17 protein-coding genes are annotated in these 14,447 nt (G+C 49.9%); 8 read left to right on the top strand and 9 right to left on the bottom strand.

Going from position 1 to position 14,447, the window contains the following annotated elements; translation table 11 throughout:
• The 8 genes from ACTBDZ_RS02500 to flgL form a co-directional block, all read left to right on the top strand.
• Positions 1–811: flagellar hook protein FlgE (locus ACTBDZ_RS02500; RefSeq protein WP_438814109.1), on the top strand; the 811-nt coding region annotated here is incomplete at its 5' end.
• Between the two features lie 21 nt (positions 812–832).
• Positions 833–1,585, top strand: coding sequence for a flagellar basal body rod protein FlgF (locus ACTBDZ_RS02495; protein WP_438814108.1), 753 nt, complete (start codon positions 833–835; stop codon positions 1,583–1,585).
• A gap of 28 nt (positions 1,586–1,613) precedes the next feature.
• Positions 1,614–2,396, top strand: coding sequence for a flagellar basal-body rod protein FlgG (flgG, locus tag ACTBDZ_RS02490; RefSeq protein ID WP_438814107.1), 783 nt, complete (start codon positions 1,614–1,616; stop codon positions 2,394–2,396).
• Between the two features lie 127 nt (positions 2,397–2,523).
• A complete protein-coding gene (flgH, locus tag ACTBDZ_RS02485) occupies positions 2,524–3,237 on the top strand; it encodes a flagellar basal body L-ring protein FlgH (RefSeq protein ID WP_438814112.1) in 714 nt (237 codons plus the stop codon).
• 20 nt (positions 3,238–3,257) lie between these two features.
• Positions 3,258–4,367: a flagellar basal body P-ring protein FlgI gene (locus tag ACTBDZ_RS02480; RefSeq protein ID WP_438814106.1), complete on the top strand. Its 1,110-nt coding sequence runs from the start codon at positions 3,258–3,260 to the stop codon at positions 4,365–4,367.
• On the top strand, positions 4,367–5,338 hold the full coding sequence (flgJ, locus tag ACTBDZ_RS02475; RefSeq protein WP_438814105.1) for a flagellar assembly peptidoglycan hydrolase FlgJ: 972 nt from the start codon (positions 4,367–4,369) through the stop codon (positions 5,336–5,338). Before ACTBDZ_RS02480 ends, flgJ begins: the two co-directional genes overlap by 1 nt.
• 120 nt (positions 5,339–5,458) lie before the next feature.
• Entirely contained in the window at positions 5,459–7,147 is a 1,689-nt protein-coding gene (gene flgK / locus ACTBDZ_RS02470) for a flagellar hook-associated protein FlgK (protein ID WP_438814104.1), read from the top strand.
• Between the two features lie 30 nt (positions 7,148–7,177).
• Positions 7,178–8,140 carry a flagellar hook-associated protein FlgL gene (gene flgL, locus ACTBDZ_RS02465; RefSeq protein ID WP_438814103.1) on the top strand — a complete coding sequence of 321 codons (963 nt, stop codon included), beginning with the start codon at positions 7,178–7,180 and terminating at the stop codon, positions 8,138–8,140.
• A 189-nt stretch (positions 8,141–8,329) separates the two neighbouring features.
• On the opposite strand, the gene fliR is transcribed toward flgL, so the two are convergent.
• From fliR to fliJ, 9 genes are all read right to left on the bottom strand, one after another.
• Positions 8,330–9,112 (bottom strand): flagellar biosynthetic protein FliR, encoded by a 783-nt coding sequence (fliR, locus tag ACTBDZ_RS02460; RefSeq protein WP_438814102.1) that lies wholly within the window; start codon positions 9,110–9,112, stop codon positions 8,330–8,332.
• A 2-nt stretch (positions 9,113–9,114) separates the two neighbouring features.
• Entirely contained in the window at positions 9,115–9,384 is a 270-nt protein-coding gene (gene fliQ / locus ACTBDZ_RS02455; protein WP_195312453.1) for a flagellar biosynthesis protein FliQ, read from the bottom strand.
• 19 nt (positions 9,385–9,403) lie between these two features.
• A complete protein-coding gene (gene fliP, locus ACTBDZ_RS02450; RefSeq protein WP_438814111.1) occupies positions 9,404–10,144 on the bottom strand; it encodes a flagellar type III secretion system pore protein FliP in 741 nt (246 codons plus the stop codon).
• Positions 10,145–10,173: 29 nt separating this feature from the next.
• Positions 10,174–10,602 (bottom strand): flagellar biosynthetic protein FliO, encoded by a 429-nt coding sequence (gene fliO / locus ACTBDZ_RS02445; protein ID WP_438814101.1) that lies wholly within the window; start codon positions 10,600–10,602, stop codon positions 10,174–10,176.
• Entirely contained in the window at positions 10,602–11,012 is a 411-nt protein-coding gene (fliN, locus tag ACTBDZ_RS02440) for a flagellar motor switch protein FliN (protein ID WP_264643136.1), read from the bottom strand. The genes fliO and fliN overlap by 1 nt, the downstream gene beginning before the upstream one ends.
• A complete protein-coding gene (fliM, locus tag ACTBDZ_RS02435) occupies positions 11,005–12,018 on the bottom strand; it encodes a flagellar motor switch protein FliM (protein ID WP_438814100.1) in 1,014 nt (337 codons plus the stop codon). Before fliM ends, fliN begins: the two co-directional genes overlap by 8 nt.
• A 5-nt stretch (positions 12,019–12,023) precedes the next feature.
• Complete coding sequence (gene fliL, locus ACTBDZ_RS02430; protein ID WP_222157432.1) at positions 12,024–12,503, bottom strand: flagellar basal body-associated protein FliL; 480 nt, start codon at positions 12,501–12,503, stop codon at positions 12,024–12,026.
• Between the two features lie 155 nt (positions 12,504–12,658).
• Positions 12,659–13,999 carry a flagellar hook-length control protein FliK gene (locus tag ACTBDZ_RS02425; RefSeq protein WP_438814099.1) on the bottom strand — a complete coding sequence of 447 codons (1,341 nt, stop codon included), beginning with the start codon at positions 13,997–13,999 and terminating at the stop codon, positions 12,659–12,661.
• A complete protein-coding gene (fliJ, locus tag ACTBDZ_RS02420) occupies positions 13,996–14,442 on the bottom strand; it encodes a flagellar export protein FliJ (RefSeq protein ID WP_438814098.1) in 447 nt (148 codons plus the stop codon). Before fliJ ends, ACTBDZ_RS02425 begins: the two co-directional genes overlap by 4 nt.
• Positions 14,443–14,447 lie beyond the last annotated feature (5 nt).

Raw genomic sequence — 14,447 nt, 5'->3', positions numbered from 1 at the left:
AGCGATGGCTGCCCAACAGACGACTGTCGCGTCAATTATTGCCAACCTTAATTCATCCGATGCCGTTCAGGTCTTCGATCCTGATAGCCCGGAAACGGCGAACTATAAGGGATCGATTACCGTCTACGATACATTGGGCAATCCACATAACATCGGGCTGTATTTCGAAAAAACGGGCGATAACGCCTGGACTGTAAACGTGAAGGATGGCTCAGTAACCGGTACTGGTTTCACTAAAATTGCACTGGATTTTACGGAAAGCGGCGCGTTGAAATCGCAGACGATTACAACTGGTACACCGCCTGTCCCAACGGTTGTCACGGGAGCCAGCACCATCCCACTACCGTCACTGAATGGTTCTCTGGCATCGACCTTCACGCTTGATTTTGCTGGCAGCGTGCAACAGAACTTTGGTGCGAACAGCAACAAAACGCCTACGCAAAATGGTCATCCGCCCGGAGATTTGGTCGGTTATAGCGTTAGTGATGGTGGTGTCATCACCGGTAAATATTCCAACGACAGAACACAACCGTTGGGACAGATTGCGCTGGCCAGTTTCTCTAACCCGGAAGGTCTATCCATCCAGGGAGATAACGTCTGGGCCAGTACGGAAACATCTGGTCAGCCATTTATTGGACAGGCTGGCGTGGGGAGCCTTGGGTCGTTGCTTGGCAATATGACGGAAAGTTCCAACGTGGATATGAGTAAAGAGTTGGTGGATATGATCGTTGCTCAGCGTTTCTACCAGTCTAATGCGCAGACTATCAAAACGCAGGATTCCATTCTGCAAACATTGGTTAGTTTGCGTTAATCGTTTTAGCGGAGATATTCCATGGATCACGCTATTTATACCGCGATGGGCGGAGCTAGCCAGTCACTTGAAAAGCAAGCGATCACGACCAACAACCTGGCGAATGCGTTAACACCAGGTTTCAAGGCCCAATTGGCTGCGTTGCGCGCTGTACCTATCAATGGACCGACGTTACAAACGCGTACTCTGGTGGTGGCCTCTACTCCCGGGGCGGATATGTCGGAAGGTGTGATGGATTACACCGGGCGTTCCATGGATATTGCACTGCCAAAAGAGAGTTGGTTGGCAGTGCAAACCGCAAATGGTGAAGCCTATACTCGCAATGGGAATATGGAGATCAATGCTGATGGTCAGTTGACCATCCAGGGGCGCGTTGTCGTTGGAGACGGCGGCCCGATTGAGATTCCACCCAATGCGCAAATCAGTATTTCCGCTGATGGTACTATCTCCTCACTCAATGCAGGCGATGCTCCCAATACGATAGCTCAGCTAGGTCGGTTGAAATTGGTGAAGGCAACCGGGCAAGAAGTAACGCGTTCTGACGACGGTTTATTTCGTTTGACCCAAGCGGCCCAACAGCAGCGCGGCAACGTATTACAGAATGACCCCACTGTACGAATCATGCCCGGCGTACTTGAAGGCAGCAATGTCGATTCAGTCGGTGCCCTGGTGGATATGATTGCTAACTCACGTCGCTTTGACATTCAGATGAAAGTGATTAGCAGTGCCGACACTAATGCTCAGAGTGCCAATCAACTATTGGCAATAAGCTAACACGCCATTTGCGTGAAGGAGTTGCTTTATGATCCGTTCGTTGTGGATTGCAAAAACCGGTTTGAACGCACAGCAAACCAATATGGACTTTATCTCCAACAACTTGGCGAACGTCAGCACCAATGGCTTCAAACGTCAACGCGCCGTGTTTGAAGACCTGCTGTATCAAACCATCCGCCAGCCAGGTGCTCAGTCGTCGGAACAGACAACGCTGCCTTCTGGTTTACAATTGGGTACCGGGGTTCGCCCAGTGTCTACTGAGCGAATTCATACTCAGGGCGGGATGTCGGAAACCGGAAACTCCAAGGATGTTGCTATCAATGGGCAAGGTTTTTTCCAAGTGCAGATGCCTGATGGTACGACGGCCTATACCCGTGACGGCGCATTTCAACTGGACGGTAATGGCCAGTTGGTAACCTCAAGTGGCTATCTGGTTCAGCCAGCCATCACGATTCCTGCCAATGCCACGGAGCTCACCATTGGTCGCGATGGTATTGTCAGTGTCAAGTTGCAAGGGCAGACGGCAATGAACCAGATTGGGCAAATGACGTTAGCGACCTTTATCAATGACAGCGGCTTGGAAAGCATTGGTGAAAACCTCTATCTGGAAACAACCAGTTCAGGTGCGCCCAATGAAACCAACCCTGGTTTGAACGGGGCTGGCCTGTTGTATCAAAAATTTGTAGAAACCTCTAACGTCAACGTGGCAGAAGAATTGGTCTCAATGATCCAGACGCAGCGTGCGTATGAGATCAACAGTAAGGCTATATCTTCCTCCGATCAGATGTTGCAGAAATTGACCCAGCTGTAAAACTGGGCGACTAACGGGGCGATGGTGTGGATAAAACGGCAATACATTTGATATCCGGTTTATTCTGTCATTGCCCCGTTGAGTATGAATAAATGGGCAACCTTTTAAGGTGATATCCGTAGTGATGATGATGCAAAGGCCGGTTACCAAGTTGTTGTGCCAGCCGCAATCGCTGGTGTTGGTCGTGATGTTGACGCTAAGCGGTTGCGCTTATATTCCTCATGATAAAGTGGTTAACGGCCCCACGTCCGCGCAACCAGCGCCATCCACGACAGCAGCGCCAAATGGATCTATCTTCCAGGCTGTTCAGCCTATGAATTATGGCTATCAGCCGATGTTTGAAGACCGTCGCCCGAGAAATGTGGGTGATATATTGACCATTGTTTTACAGGAAAATGTCAGTGCAAGTAAGAGCTCGTCGGCTTCTGCCAGCCGCGACGGCTCCTCGTCATTTGGTGTGACGACTGCACCGCGCTATCTGGAAGGTCCATTAGGTAATAATCGCGCTGACCTTGAAGCCTCAGGCAAAAATGATTTTGCCGGCAAAGGTGGAGCCAATGCTAACAACACCTTCAGTGGTACCATTACGGTGACGGTGGGGCAGGTGTTAGCGAACGGTAACTTGCAGGTTGTGGGCGAAAAACAGATTGCCATCAATCAAGGTACTGAATTTATACGCTTCTCTGGTGTTGTGAACCCGAGAACCATCAGCGGTACTAACTCTGTGCCTTCGACTCAGGTGGCCGATGCCCGTATCGAATATGTGGGTAACGGCTATATCAATGAAGCGCAAAACATGGGTTGGTTGCAGCGTTTCTTCCTCAACGTTTCTCCGTTCTAAGCTAAGTGAAGAGGTACCGAATGCGGATCGCGTCGTTTTTTAGCCTGATGTTAGCCTTGGTGGCTTTCCTGCCTGCGAGTTCGCAGGCCGACAGGATCCGTGACCTTGTCGACATACAAGGCGTGCGGGAAAACTCCCTGATTGGTTATGGCTTGGTTGTAGGGCTTGATGGGTCTGGTGACCAGACGATGCAAACACCTTTTACCACGCAAACCCTGACCAACATGTTGTCACAGTTGGGTATCACTGTGCCGGCAGGCACCAACATGCAGTTGAAAAACGTGGCAGCAGTAATGGTGACAGCCAAACTTCCGGCCTTTGGCCGTGCAGGGCAAGCCATTGATGTGGTTGTCTCTTCAATGGGTAATGCCAAAAGTTTACGCGGTGGCACGCTATTAATGACCCCGTTAAAAGGGGTAGATAACCAGGTCTATGCGTTGGCGCAAGGTAACGTACTGGCCGCCGGCGCAGGTGCGGCCGCCGGCGGCAGTAGCGTGCAAGTCAACCAATTGGCGGGCGGTCGTATTACTAACGGCGCAGTGATTGAGCGGGAACTGCCTTCGACCTTTGGTGCTTCCAACCTGATCATGCTGCAATTAAAGCAGGATGATTTCTCCATGGCGCAGCGTGTGAGTGATGCCATTAATCGCTCCGGTCTGAGCGGCAGCGCCACGCCAGTTGACTCACGCACTATTCAGGTGATCGCCCCGCGTGGCAACAGTTCTCAGGTGCGCTTTTTGGCAGACGTACAGAATCTTGATGTGAATGTCGGAGTGCAGGATGCCAAGGTTATCGTTAACTCTCGCACCGGCTCAGTGGTAATGAACCGTGAAGTGACATTGCAAAGTTGTGCGATTGCGCAGGGTAATCTCTCTGTCACTATCAACCAGCAAAATGTTGTAAGCCAACCAGATACGCCGCTGGCGAGTGGGCAAACCGTAGTCACTCCTCAAACCGAAATATCACTCCAGCAGGGTGGCGGTGCATTACAGCGGGTTAACGCCAGCGCCAATCTGAATAACGTAGTGCGCGCACTGAATTCATTGGGTGCGACACCGATGGAGTTGATGTCGATTTTACAAGCAATGCAGAGTGCAGGTTGTCTGCGCGCTAAACTGGAAATCATCTAATGGCCGATATTCAGTCGCTCAATAATGCCGCGTATGACGCGCAGTCACTCAATTCACTCAAGCGCGAAGTTTCTACCGATCCGCAAAGCAAAGAGGGAATTCGGGCAGTAGCGCGCCAGATGGAAGGCATTTTTGTTCAACTGATGATGAAAAGCATGCGTTCGGCCTCTATAGAGGATGGGCTGCTCAATAACGACCAAACGCGGCTCTATACTTCAATGTATGATCAGCAGGTGGGGCAGCAAATTGCATCTGGCAAAGGGCTGGGGTTGGCTGATGTTATGGTTAAGCAACTTACGGCTACGCAGAACGTAGGGAGCCCTTCCTCCACCACGGCCGAGGAAAGTGTTCCAGCAGTCCCATTACGTTTTGACGGTACACTGCTCAGAACAATGCCGACAGCCGAGGTAGAGCAGATGGTGCGTAAAGCCTTACCAAAATTACCTTCCAGCGGCTCGGCGTTGCCGCTCTCCAGCAGCAATTTTGTTTCGCAACTAGCTGTGCCTGCGCAGATTGCCAGCCAGCAAAGCGGGATCCCTCATCACTTGATTATGGCTCAGGCCGCGCTGGAGTCAGGTTGGGGACAACGCGAAATTCCAACGGCGGATGGTCGTCCGAGCCACAACCTGTTTGGTATCAAAGCGGGTAGCAATTGGGATGGTCCTGTTACCGAAATCACCACCACCGAATATGAAGATGGCGTGGCGAAAAAGGTCAAGGCAAGCTTCCGTGTTTATGATTCTTATATGGATGCGTTGGGTGATTACGTCAAATTGCTGACCAACAACCCACGTTATAGCAATGTGGCAGCAGCAGGCAGTGCTGAGCAAGCTGCCCACGCCTTGCAGCGCGCAGGCTATGCTACCGATCCTCAGTATGCGCAAAAATTGATCACCATGATTCAACAAATGAAGAATACCAGTGAAAAAGCAGTTAAGGCTTACACACATGATTTAAGCCAACTATTTTGATTTTTTTCTGAAGATTTTCCCTGTTTTGCCGATAACCTGAATCAGCGATGAAAGTGAATAAAGCACTTTCGGCATATTCTCAACGTGTACGGCATTCACGCCTGTAGAAAGGAAGTTTACATGTCCAATTTGGTAAATACCGCGATGAGTGGGTTGAAGGCAGCACAGGCAGCATTGAGTGCAGTCAGCAACAATATCAGTAATCAGGTGGTGACTGGATACAGCCGACAGACTGCGCTGATTGAACAGGCCACAGGAACAAGCACAGGCGGTGTTTATATCGGTAATGGCGTGAATCTCGTATCCATTAATCGTGATTATAACGAATTTATTGCCAGCCAATTGCGCTCAGCACAAGCCACCAGTAGTTCGGTAACTACCAGCTACGAACAGATATCGAAAATTGATAACTTGCTGGCAAGCAGTACAACCAATCTCTCTACATCCATGCAGGAATTTTTTACCAACCTGCAAAACGTTGCGAATAATGCTGGCGACTCATCAGCCCGTCAAACCATGATCGGCAAAGCGCAAGGGTTGGTAAACCAGTTTCAGGTTACCGATAAATACTTGCGTGACATGGAATCAAGCATTAATAGCGAAATCAAAAGCGTGGTTGGGCAGGTAAATACCTACACCAGTCAGATTGCTAATCTGAATAAAGAGATTACGCGTTTGCAGGGGGCTAATCAGGGGGCTCAACCTAACGATTTGCTCGATCAGCGCGATTTGTTGGTGGATGAACTCAACAAATTGGTGGGCGTGGACGTCACAATTCAAGATGGCTCTATTTACAATGTGTCACTCAAGAATGGCATGAACTTGGTTCAGAGCACGCGCAGCTTTGATTTGGTGACGATTCCCTCTAGCAGCGATCCACAGCGTGTTGCTGTGGGGTATGACGATCCGACCGTTGGTGTTAGTGAGCTCCGCGACAGCACCTTATCCGGGGGTAAACTCGGTGGGTTAATTTCTTTCATAACTGATACCCTTGATACTACACGTAATCAGGTCAACCAATTGGCGCTGGCGTTCGCGAATGCGTTTAATACCCAACATAAAGCCGGGTATGACTATAACGGTGATCCTGGCGATGATTTCTTCCAATTTGGCGGACCTGTTGTTTACGAAAATAGCAAAAATACCGGTAATGCGGTGTTAAATGCGACCTACACCGATACAAAATCGGTGCAGGCAACAGATTATTCGATGCGTTTCAATGGCACTTCATGGGATATCACGCGTACCGCTACTAATACCACGATAACGGGGCTGACTCCGGATGCCAGTGGCAAGCTTTCGTTTGATGGACTTGAAGTCACGATTACAGATGGTGCCACCCCAACAGCGGCAGGTGATACTTATCTGCTTAAACCGGTAAGTGATGTCATCATTGATATGAAAGTGGCCATCAGTGATCCGAATAAAGTGGCTGCAGCTTCAACCAAGCTGGATGAAAATGGCAACGAAGTGCCCGGCGAGTCAGGTGGTCCCAGTGACAACACCAATGCCAAGGCACTCTTGGCGTTGCAGAATGAAAAAATTGTGGGTAATACCGTGACATTTACCGGTGCCTACGCCAGTATCGTGGGTGATATTGGTAACCAGACCAACACGTTGAAGATCAACAGCACCGCACAGAAGAACGTTGTTACACAGCTCACTGCTCAGCAACAGTCCGTATCGGGTGTCAATCTGGACGAAGAATATGGCGATCTGATGCGTTACCAGCAGTATTACATGGCCAATGCGCAAGTGATTCAAACCGCACAGGCACTTTTTGACGCGTTGTTATCTATCCGCAGCTAATTGGCGATCGAATAAAGAGGAACTTATACCATGCGCTTAAGCACCAGCATGATATATCAGCAGAATATGAATGGTATTCTGAATGGTCAGTCAATTTGGCAGAAAGCTGGCGAGCAATTAGCCAGTGGTACGAAAGTCTCGACACCTTCTGACGATCCGATCGCTGCCTCTCAGGCCGTCATGATCGGGCAGGCGCAGGCGGAAACTTCTCAATATACTTTGGCCAGAACTTTTTCTCGTCAAAATATGTCACTGGAATTGACGGTGCTGGAAAGCGTTGTCACGGCGGTGACCTCGGCTTCGACAACCGTGATCAGTGCCGGTGGTGTTGGAAGTAACGATGACCGTAACACTCAAGCCGAAGTTCTTGAGGGTCTGAAAGCACAATTACTGAATATTGCCAATACTACAGACGGCAATGGTAATTATATTTTCGCAGGCTATCAGACAACGACGGCACCTTATGTGCAAGACCCTATAACCAAAGTAGTAACCTACACGGGTGGTCATACGGCAATTTCGCAACAAGTTGATTCCAGTCGCACCATGACGGTAAGTAATATTGGACCACAGGTATTCAACAGTGCGACGGGTGATGCAGCGAAAGAGCCCTATGGTTCTATCCAAAAAGATCTGTTTGCTACGTTGGATATCGCTATCAATGCACTGAAAACACCGATTGCTGACGGTGATAATGCGGCACGGGAAGCGCTTCAGAGTTCACTGGATACGGCAAATAGAGGGCTTCGGAACTCACTGAATAACGTCTCGTCTGTTCAGTCTACGCTCGGTATTCAATTAGAAGAACTTGATCAGTTGGATGCGATTGGTGCTGACCGCACGATGGCAAACTCGCAGGCAAAAAGCGCATTAGTGGATACGGACTGGGTATCTGCTATTTCGACTTATGTTATGCAACAAGCTTCATTACAAGCTGCTTATACCACATATCAAAATATGCAGGGTATGTCACTGTTCCAGATTAATCGGTAATTGACGACGGTGATGCGGCACAGATTTGAATATGCTTAAACCGGGCGTATTCTTTTGGTATGTCATTTCAATAATGACGTGCCGCTTTTTGTTTTACTTATCTCTTTTTCCCCTTTTTTTATCTCTTTTTTGCACCGAATTCTCGCAACTATAATTTTCTATCTTAGTGTCGAATTGACTGGGATAACCTCAGGGAGTGATCCGCGTCAGCACATCGGCGAGGATATCGAATACCTCACCAAAAAGATGTTCGGCAAAGGGAGCCAGCAGAAAAAGCAGCATACCAACCGTCATGATACCGACAGTCAACGTAAGCGGAAAGCCAATCACAAAAACGGTAAGCTGCGGCGCAACGCGATTCAGTAACCCTAAAGCAATATTGAGTGCCAGCAACAGCGTAATCAAAGGCAGCGCGAGCATCACACCGTTAATGAATATCAAACTTCCTGCGCGCGCCAGGCCCAAAAATCCATCACTACTCAGCGGTGCGGGGCTAATAGGCAGCGTATGAAAGCTATCGGCGATCAGGGATATCATCCATAAATGACCATTGAAAGCCATAAACAACAACATGGCCATGATATTCAGAAAACGCGCAAGTACTTGCATGTTGGGTCCACCAGTGGGATCAAAAAAGGTGGCAAATGCCAATCCCATCTGCATACCGATGAGTTCGCCCGACAGCCTGACTGCAGCAAAGGCCAATTGCATAGTAAACCCGAGAGCGGCACCAATAAGAAGTTGCTGGAGGATAATCCAGACGCCGGCTGCAGAAAATAAGGGGGTTGTGTTGATGGGCAAATAAGGCGCAACAAGCATAGTAATGACGAGTCCCAGACAGATTTTAACCCGAGCTGGAACAGCGCGTTCATTGAAAACTGGGCAGGTGGTGATTAAAGCAAGGATGCGAATCAGAGGCAGTAGGAACTGATTGACCCAGATGTCCCATTGTGTGCTATCAAGCGTCAGCATGGCTAGCCAATGATCGTCGGCAACTGACCGAACAACGTGCGCATATAATCGAGCATCAGGCTTAGCATCCAAGGCCCGGCGATAACCAGCGTGAAAAACACGGTTAAAATTTTGGGAATGAAGGAGAGCGTCATTTCGTTGATCTGGGTTGCAGCCTGTAACAGACTGATAATCAAGCCGCTGAACAGCGCTGATAGCAGAGGTGGGGCTGCGAGAGCCAGTGCGACCTTCATTGCTTCATAACCTAAAGCCATTACGGATTCTGGCGTCATCGGGCGACCTTAGTAGGAATTAACTGTAAAAACTTTGCGCGAGTGAACCGAGCAATAATTGCCATCCGTCGACCAGTACAAACAGCATAAGCTTGAACGGTAACGAAATGGTGGCCGGTGGCACCATCATCATACCGAGCGCCATCAACACACTGGCAACCACCAGGTCGATAATCAAAAAAGGGATAAAAATGGTAAAGCCAATCTGGAAGGCGGTTTTCAATTCACTGGTGACAAACGCAGGGATCAGGACGTGCATCGGAACCGCCTCTGGCCCCTGGATTTCCCCCATCTGGGCCAGACGCGTAAACAATGCCAGGTCGGCTTGTCGTGTCTGGCCCAGCATGAATTCGCGTAAAGGCTGAGCACCGCGCTCAATGGCCGTTTGCATGCTGATTTGATCCTGACTGAACGGCACATAGGCCTCATCGTAAACCCGGTTCAGAACCGGAGACATGATGAAAAAAGTCAGAAACAGCGTCAAACCCAACAGAACCTGGTTGGGGGGCGCGGTCGGGGTGCCTAATGCGTTACGCAATAAGCCCAAGACAATGATGATGCGCGTAAAACAAGTCATCATCAGCATGGTGGCCGGAATAAACGTCAATGACGTCAGGAACACCAGCGTTTGAACCGGTAAGGTCCAACTCTGACCGCCATTGGCGAGGGGCTGGCTGATAATTCCTGGCAACTGTGCCCAGACAGCGGGGGTAAAGAGCAGCAGAATGGCGGCGAGTGCCGGCAGTCCGCGCTTCAGCATTGATAACGATGGAATATGAAGACGCACTTTCATTCCGATTTTTCCGGACGTTTGATGACTTTGTGTAATAATTGCCGGAAATTGGCCGGTATGGCCATCTCGCCAGCAGGCGCGTCATCCATTTCTTGAGCGGGCAGCGTGTGCAACGGCGTAATCTGTTGTGCCGTTACACCCAGTACCAGCCAGGTATCCTCAATTTCGACCACCACAACGCGTTCGCGTTGCCCGACCTGGCAGCTTGAAACTACCTTGACCAGCTTATTTTGTCTGACAGGGGGGGTTAACCCCAGCTTACGCACCACCCAGGCAATCGCCAGAATGAGCATCAAAACACCAACCAGTACGGTGCCTACCTGAGTAAGCAGCGTACTGGCGGGGAAGGGGGCGGTGGTAACCTGCGTCGTGGCCTGAGAGACCGGTGCCGACGGTGCAGGAGCAAGAGGTTGGGTATCGGCCATTAGCGACTCAAACGACGCATCCGCTCAGAAGGCGTAATAATATCGGTAATACGTACACCATATTTATCCGATACCACCACGACTTCACCCTGAGCAATCAGATAGCCGTTGATCAGAATATCCAAGGGTTCACCCGCTAACCCATCTAACGCCACCACGGAACCCTGCGTTAAGCGCAGCAGTTCTTTGATGGTCATCTTGGTGCGGCCGAGTTCAACGGTCAGCTTTACCGGTATATCGAGGATAAGATCAATATCCTGCAAGCTGCCGAGTGCATCGGAAGGATCCAGACTTTTGAAGATATTGTCCGTTGCGCTTGGTTTTTCTGCGGCTTGTTGCTCGTTAAACGCATCAGCCCACAGATCGTCCACGGATTCCTTGTCGTCGGACGGTTGCTTGGTGTCACTCATTGGGCTGTTCCTCATTATTTAGAGAATTCAAAATAGGGTTAATCAAATGTTCGACGCGTAACGCATATTGCCCATTCAGCGTGCCGTATTGACTGGTCAGTACCGGAACGCCATCAACGTGAGCAATGATGCGATCGGGCTTATCAATAGGCAATACATCACCCGGCTGAAGTTTTAATACTTTGGAAAGCCGCAGCGGTATATCAACAAAATTGGCCACTAACTCCAATTCAGAATGTTGCACTTGCTTGGCTAACGTTTCGCGCCAATTCTTATCTTCCTGGCGGGAGTTTTCCAAGGGGGGATTGGTCAGCACTTCGCGCAACGGTTCAATCATCGAGAAGGGGATGCAAAGGCTGAACTCACCCAACAGCGTACCGATTTCAACATGAAAAGGCGTAGTCACCACAATATCGTTCGGTGATGTCGTGATGTTGGTGAATTTTACCTGCATCTCAGAACGCACATACTCGATGTCGAGTTTGTAGATGGCATTCCAGGCTTCGCCATAGGCGTCAAGCGCTAAACGCAACATGCGTTTTACGATACGTTGCTCAGTGTTCGTGAACTCGCGTCCTTCCACTTTGATGGGAAAACGTCCATCACCGCCGAACAGGTTGTCTACCGCGATGAACACCAGACTTGGCGAAAACACGAACAGCGCCGTGCCACGCAACGGTTTCAGGTGGATCAGGTTAAGGTTCGACGGCACCGGCAGGTTGCGCGCAAACTCATGGTAAGGCTGTATTTTAATTGCACCAACGGTGATGTCCGGGCTACGTCGTAGCAGGTTGAACAACCCCATACGGAATTGACGTGCAAAGCGTTCATTGATGATCTCCAGCGCTTGCATACGTTCACGAACGACACGTCGCTGCGTATTGGGATCATAAGGCTTGACATCGCCGTCCGATTTTGTAGTGGCGTTGGCACTGCTGGCATCATCGCTGCTGCCGCCGTTGAGCAATGCGTCAATTTCTGCTTGAGAGAGAATGCTATCGCCCATAAAGATTACCGCAAAATAAAGGCAGTGAATAACACGTCAGTAACGACCTGATTCGGCTGTCCGGGGACAAGTGGGGGGCTAAGCACCTGCTTGATTTGTTCAATCAGCTTCTGCTTACCCTGCTCATTTGCCAACGAGATGGCATCCTGACGCGACAACAGCAATAACAAGCGGCTACGCACCTCAGGGAGATAATTCGTCAAGCGTGTTCTGGTTTCTTCGTCTGACAGACGCAATGTGAAACCGACATAAAGTACCCGGTCGGGGTTATTGTCAGCATTGACCAAATTGACAGTGAACGTGTCCAACGGCATAAATACGGGCGCTGGAGGCGGTGGTGCCACTTGCTGCTCAGCGGAAGAGGACTTGTGGTACAAGATCCACCATGCTACGCCCGCAGCTCCTGTTGCCGCCAGCGCAATGATAATAAGCAGTATCACCCAGATAGATCGCTTACGCCGTGAACCAGCTTGCATGTCAGACATAGCCAAAGAGAATTCCTGTTATTAATCAATATCTAATGCCAATATAGAGCAGCACTAAATGAATATATGATGTTAATGATTATCCGGTCTATTCGTCCATTCAATACAAGGAATAAACCAGAAAAATCGCGCTAACTTGTTCGTTTACCTAATGTTTATGCAAAAATATCGACACCGCTCACTGGTCTTGTGCGGACTGTGCTTGACATATCAATTTCGCTTACTTCATCGCCATAGGGTGCGGAAGACGCAAATTGCTGCCGATAAGATGCGTTGTTATCACCGGTATCGTTGTTATTGCCCGCCATTTTCTGTTGGGCCTGTTGCCAACCGCTATTATCACTCGCTACGCTGCTTTGGCCGAGGTTAATACCGCTTTCTGCCATGGCTGTACGCAGGTGAGGTAAAGCAGCTTCAAGGACACTACGCACCTGACTGTTTGCCGATGCTAAATGGATTTGAGCCTGATTATCATCCAGTCGCAGCGAAATATGCAATGTGCCCAGCTCTTCAGGGTGCAACCGTAATTGTACGCTTTGCTGCCCTTTGCGGCTGAGCATGATGATTTGCTGACCAAGAGAGTCCTGCCACTGGGTTGTGCCTAATTGCGCATTTAACTGCGCGGTCGCACCCGGTTGTGAAATGTTGTTCGTCATTGAGGTCTGTGCATTGGGTGCCAGATTCACCGGAGCCGTATGTGCGGTCAACGGTATTTGGCTGCCATTGCTATCCTGTTTGGTTACATCGGCGATGGTGTGGGCCACAACTGCCGATTTATCCTGCATGGCGCTGCTGTCATCAACCTGTGCCTGGACGCGCGACGCATCGTTTGATGTTGCACGGCTGTTCTTGGCATTGGATGCTGCTGTTGACAGCGTATCACTCCCGCTAGTCAGCGCATCGCGCGCGGCGAGTGTACCAAACAAGGATGCAGACGCGGTTGCGCCATCAGCGGTATTTTGCTGTGCTGACTGATTCAGACCAGGTATTGACAGCGACTGTGCTGCCTGAAGCAAAGACGACATCTCGCCACTTTGCGGCGCAGCGGCAGGTGTTACTACTGGCGATAACATCGCCATCAGCGCTTGCACTGCTTGGGTGTCGGTTGTTGAAGCCTCGGCGCTACCCTTCTCAAGGGTGGTGTCTTTGCCTTGAGCAAAAGACTTGCGTAATGACGTCACCAGTTCTGATAACGTTTTGTCATCCAGATTGTCTTGCCCGTTAACGGCGTTGAGCAGGGTATTCAGATCCTGCTGGCTTAAATCAATATCTTGTGCTGTCAACGCATCCAACAGCTTTTGTTTGCTGTCTTTTCCGCTCAGCGCCGCGGTGTTTTCAGATGGCACGGCGGTGGTGGCCGCTTTTTTCGGCAGGTGCAGAGATAACAGTTGAATGAAATCCTGAGGCAGTTGATCCGTTGTAGGCAACCCCGAAGCCGATCCTGCGGTGTCACTGACGCCGGTGCTTGCTGTTGTGGTAACGATTGGCAGCATCATAAATCTGTTTTCCTCAGAGAGGTCCGTTGGGCAAATTCATCCATCCGTTTTTGATCGAGGCGGTTCTCGTGCGCGAGCTGCCTGATATCTTCTCTTTCTTGTAGCGTCTCGAACGCATTGAGGCGCTTTTGTTTTTCCTGCCAGGTTTTCATCGCCAGATCCAGGCGCGAATTCCAGTGTTGCAGTTGTTTCTGATGCTGATCAATAGCGACGTCCAGCGTTTGAATAAATTGCTGGAAATTCTGCCAACTGGTGTTGGCCATGCCCTCAGACATCGTCACTTGTAACCTACCGCGATAATCTTCCTGATAGCTTAACAGAATATTCAGTTGTTGTTCAGCTTGTTGATAGGCTTTACGCACTTGTCCCAATTGGGTCGCTGCTTTTTCGACCTCTTTTTGGGCTAATTCACGTAGTGTAACCAGCGGTGACTGCGTTTTCATCTGTC

This window comes from Symbiopectobacterium sp. (assembly GCF_051710365.1).
Lineage (GTDB): Bacteria > Pseudomonadota > Gammaproteobacteria > Enterobacterales > Enterobacteriaceae > Symbiopectobacterium.
This window is presented reverse-complemented; position numbering and strand designations above follow the sequence as displayed.

Coding starts and splice junctions, on each gene's coding strand:
- fliJ (WP_438814098.1), bottom strand. CDS start 14,442: ATGAAAACGCAGTCACCGCTGGTTACACTACGTGAATTAGCCCAAAAA.
- fliL (WP_222157432.1), bottom strand. CDS start 12,503: ATGTCTGACATGCAAGCTGGTTCACGGCGTAAGCGATCTATCTGGGTG.
- flgH (WP_438814112.1), top strand. CDS start 2,524: ATGATGCAAAGGCCGGTTACCAAGTTGTTGTGCCAGCCGCAATCGCTG.
- fliM (WP_438814100.1), bottom strand. CDS start 12,018: ATGGGCGATAGCATTCTCTCTCAAGCAGAAATTGACGCATTGCTCAAC.
- fliQ (WP_195312453.1), bottom strand. CDS start 9,384: ATGACGCCAGAATCCGTAATGGCTTTAGGTTATGAAGCAATGAAGGTC.
- ACTBDZ_RS02495 (WP_438814108.1), top strand. CDS start 833: ATGGATCACGCTATTTATACCGCGATGGGCGGAGCTAGCCAGTCACTT.
- ACTBDZ_RS02425 (WP_438814099.1), bottom strand. CDS start 13,999: ATGATGCTGCCAATCGTTACCACAACAGCAAGCACCGGCGTCAGTGAC.
- fliR (WP_438814102.1), bottom strand. CDS start 9,112: ATGCTGACGCTTGATAGCACACAATGGGACATCTGGGTCAATCAGTTC.
- flgK (WP_438814104.1), top strand. CDS start 5,459: ATGTCCAATTTGGTAAATACCGCGATGAGTGGGTTGAAGGCAGCACAG.
- flgJ (WP_438814105.1), top strand. CDS start 4,367: ATGGCCGATATTCAGTCGCTCAATAATGCCGCGTATGACGCGCAGTCA.
- fliO (WP_438814101.1), bottom strand. CDS start 10,602: ATGGCCGATACCCAACCTCTTGCTCCTGCACCGTCGGCACCGGTCTCT.
- fliN (WP_264643136.1), bottom strand. CDS start 11,012: ATGAGTGACACCAAGCAACCGTCCGACGACAAGGAATCCGTGGACGAT.
- flgG (WP_438814107.1), top strand. CDS start 1,614: ATGATCCGTTCGTTGTGGATTGCAAAAACCGGTTTGAACGCACAGCAA.
- flgL (WP_438814103.1), top strand. CDS start 7,178: ATGCGCTTAAGCACCAGCATGATATATCAGCAGAATATGAATGGTATT.
- ACTBDZ_RS02480 (WP_438814106.1), top strand. CDS start 3,258: ATGCGGATCGCGTCGTTTTTTAGCCTGATGTTAGCCTTGGTGGCTTTC.
- fliP (WP_438814111.1), bottom strand. CDS start 10,144: ATGCTGAAGCGCGGACTGCCGGCACTCGCCGCCATTCTGCTGCTCTTT.